Annotated in this window: 1 protein-coding gene; it reads left to right on the top strand. The window is 39.5% G+C overall.

The features are described 5' to 3' along the window. A partial coding sequence (locus H5R88_RS07875) for a mucin-binding protein (protein WP_259393982.1) occupies nucleotides 1-3,679 on the top strand: 3,679 nt, incomplete at both ends.

Raw genomic sequence — 3,679 nt, 5'->3', positions numbered from 1 at the left:
GACTGTACCATTTAACGCAACTGATAACCCAGACATTACTGTTCAAGTACAAGCTAAGAAGGATACTGATGATGGACGTAATGATAAGGGCAACAAGGATGTTTACCGTGAAGTAACCAGAACAATTACAGTAAACATTGAAGGTCAAGCACCACAAACTGTTACTCAAACTCTTGCATTCTACAGAATTAAGACCACTAATGAAGCAACTGGTAAGGTAACTTACACTGACTGGACTTCAGATATGACTGATGGTGCAACTAGCTTCCCAGAATTAGAAATTCCAAGTGCAGCAGGTTACACTAGAACTATCACAGGCGGCACAATCACTACCAAGGATGGTAAGGATTATGTAGCATCAGTAAGTGGTTTGAGTGATGGAACTCCAGTAAACAACATTACAGTAACAGTAGACTACAAGAAGGCAGATCAAACTAGAAAGATTGTCTTTGTGGATGGTGGTAAGACAGTTGGAACTCAAACCTTAACAGGTAAGACTGGAACTAGCGTAACTATTGGTAACGGAAATGGAGAAACTCCATTACAAGTACCAACTGGTTATGAAGTAGTACCAGGAACTGAAATTCCAACCACTGTACCATTTAACGCAACTGATAACCCAGATATTACTGTTAAAGTACAAGCTAAGACGGATACTGATGATGGACGTAATGATAAAGGCAACAAGGATGTTTACCGTGAAGTAACCAGAACAATTACAGTAAACATTGAAGGTCAAGCACCTCAAACTGTTACTCAAAAACTTGACTTCTACAGAATTAAGACCACTAATGAAGCAACTGGTAAGATAAGCTACACTGACTGGACTTCAAACATGACAGATGGTACAACTAGCTTCCCAGAATTAGAAATTCCAAGTGCAGCAGGTTACACCAGAACCATTACCGGTGGCACAATCACTACTAAAGATGGTAAGGATTATGTAGCGGCACAATCAGGCTTAGAAAACGGTGAACCAGTAAACAACATTACAGTAACTGTAAACTACACTTACTCAGATCAAACCGCTACAATCAAGTACGTAAACAACGCTGATCACAACGACGTTGTTGGTACTCAAGTAGTTCCTGGTAAGACTGGCGAAACTGTTCCAGTAACTCTTCAAGTTCCAGCTAACTGGAAAGTAGTTGGTGGACAAAACATTCCAAGTGAATTCACATTTGGCTCAGCACCAATTAAGGACACCATTGTCTATGTTGAACACGGAACAAAGGATGTAACTAACGATCCAAGTCAAGCAGACAAGGTAAACAAGACAATTACTAGAACTATTAAGACTAATGTAGAAGGTAAAGTTACTACTTTATCTCCAGCACAAACTGTAACTCTTCACAGAAGTGCAACAGAAGACCTAGTAACTGGTGAAATAACTTATGGTGATTGGAACACTGCTAAGTTTGCAGCTGTAACTGCACCAAACATTCCAGGATACACAGTAACTAATCCAGATGCCGCACCAGCAATGGATGTAACTGGTAAAACTGAAGATTCAACAGTAACCTTTAACTACACTGCAGATGGTCAAACTAGAAAGATTATCTTTGTAGATAATGGCAACACTGTTGGAACTCAAACCTTAACAGGTAAGACTGGAACTAGCGTAACTATTGGAAACGGAAATGGTGAAACTCCATTACAAGTACCAACTGGCTATGAAGTAGTACCAGGAACTGAAATTCCAACCACTGTACCATTTAACGCAACTGATAACCCAGACATTACTGTTAAAGTACAAGCTAAGACGGATACTGATGATGGACGTAATGATAAGGGCAACAAGGATGTTTACCGTGAAGTAACTAGAACAATTACTGTAAACATTGAAGGTCAAGCACCTCAAACTAGAACTCAAACTCTTGCATTTTACAGAATTAAGACCACTAATGAAGCAACTGGTAAGGTAACTTACACTGACTGGACTTCAAACATGGAAGATGGTGCAACAAGCTTCCCAGAATTAGAAATTCCAAGTGAAGCAGGTTACACTAGAACCATTACCGGTGGTACAATCACTACCAAAGATGGTAAGGATTATGTAGCAGCACAATCAGGTCTAGAAAACGGCGAACCAGTAAACAACATTACTGTAACTGTAAACTACACTTACTCAGATCAAACTGCTACAATCAAGTACGTAAACAACGCTGATCACAACGATGTTGTTGGTACTCAAGTAGTTCCTGGTAAGACTGGCGAAACTGTCCCAGTAACTCTTCAAGTTCCAGCTAACTGGAAAGTAGTTGGTGGACAAAACATTCCAAGTTCATTCACATTTGGTAATGCTCCAATTAAAGACACTATTGTCTACGTTGAACACGGAACAAAGGATGTAACTAACGATCCAAGTCAAGCAGATAAGGTAAACAAGACAATTACAAGAACAATTGATCTTGATATTGCAGGTAAGACTAGTGAATACACTAAGCAAACTGCAACTATCCACAGAACTGCTACTGAAGACTTAGTAACTGGTGATGTAACTTACAGTGCATGGAACGTGGATGGAGCTAAGTTTAAGGCCGTAACTGCTCCGGAAGAAGCTGGTTACACAGTAACTAATCCAGATGCTGCACCAGCAATGGATGTAACTGGTAATACTGAAGATTCAACAGTAACCTTTAACTACACTGCTAATGAACATTCAGTAACCATTACTTATGTTGATAAGAGTGGTAAGAAGGTTGGTGGTTACACTGAAAATGGTGTAACTGGAGAAACTGTAGATCCAGAAATTAATGCTCATGTACCAAATGGTTACCATGTAGTTGGTAAATACCCAACTTCAATTACTTTCGGTTCAAGTGATCCTGCACCAATTACTGTTCACGTTGAAGAAAACGTAAACCCAACAGATGCAGATAATTACACTCCTAAGGGCCAAGATGTTCACACTAATGTAGGTAAAACTCCAAACGCTTCAGAAGGTATTGCAAATAAGGGTGATTTACCAACAGGAACTAGTTACACTTGGAAGACCACTCCAGATGTAACCACTCCAGGTACTAAGGATGCAACTGTTGTTGTAACTTATCCAGATGGTTCACAAGATGAAGTTCCAGTTCACGTAATTGTAACTGATAACACTCCAACTTACAGTGAAACCGCAACTGGTACGCCAATCGTTACTGAACAAGGTGTAGAACCAAATCCAGAAGATGGTATTGGTAACAAGGATGAATTAGATCCTAATACTAAGTACACTTGGACTAACGGTGAACCTGATGTAAGCAAGATTGGTAAGACTACAGTTTCAATTACTGTAACTTACCCAGATGGTAAGACTCAAATCGTTGATACTCCACTAATCGTTACTGGAACTGAAATTCCAACTAACCCTAATGATCCAAGTCAATCTGACTTGTTCAAGACCGTAACTAGAAATATCAACACTACAACTCCAGATGGTAAGACTACTACCCAAACTCAAAAGGTAACCTTCGCACGGACTAAGACGGTTGATAAGAACGGTGATACTAGTTACAGTGCATACACTGTTTACAACACTGAAACTAACAAGTTAACTGATGATACAGAAACTACTTTACCAGTAGTTCATGTAGAACAAATTGACGGTTACTTCTCAGAAGTAAATGGTGTAAAGGCAACTGAAGTTTCAGCAATCTCTGTAAATGCTTCAAGCAAACCAGAAGATGTAAAC

Source organism: Limosilactobacillus agrestis, assembly GCF_014145585.1.
Classification (GTDB): Bacteria; Bacillota; Bacilli; order Lactobacillales; family Lactobacillaceae; genus Limosilactobacillus; species Limosilactobacillus agrestis.
Note: the sequence above shows the minus strand (reverse complement) of the source record. Positions and strands in the feature narration are given on the sequence as shown.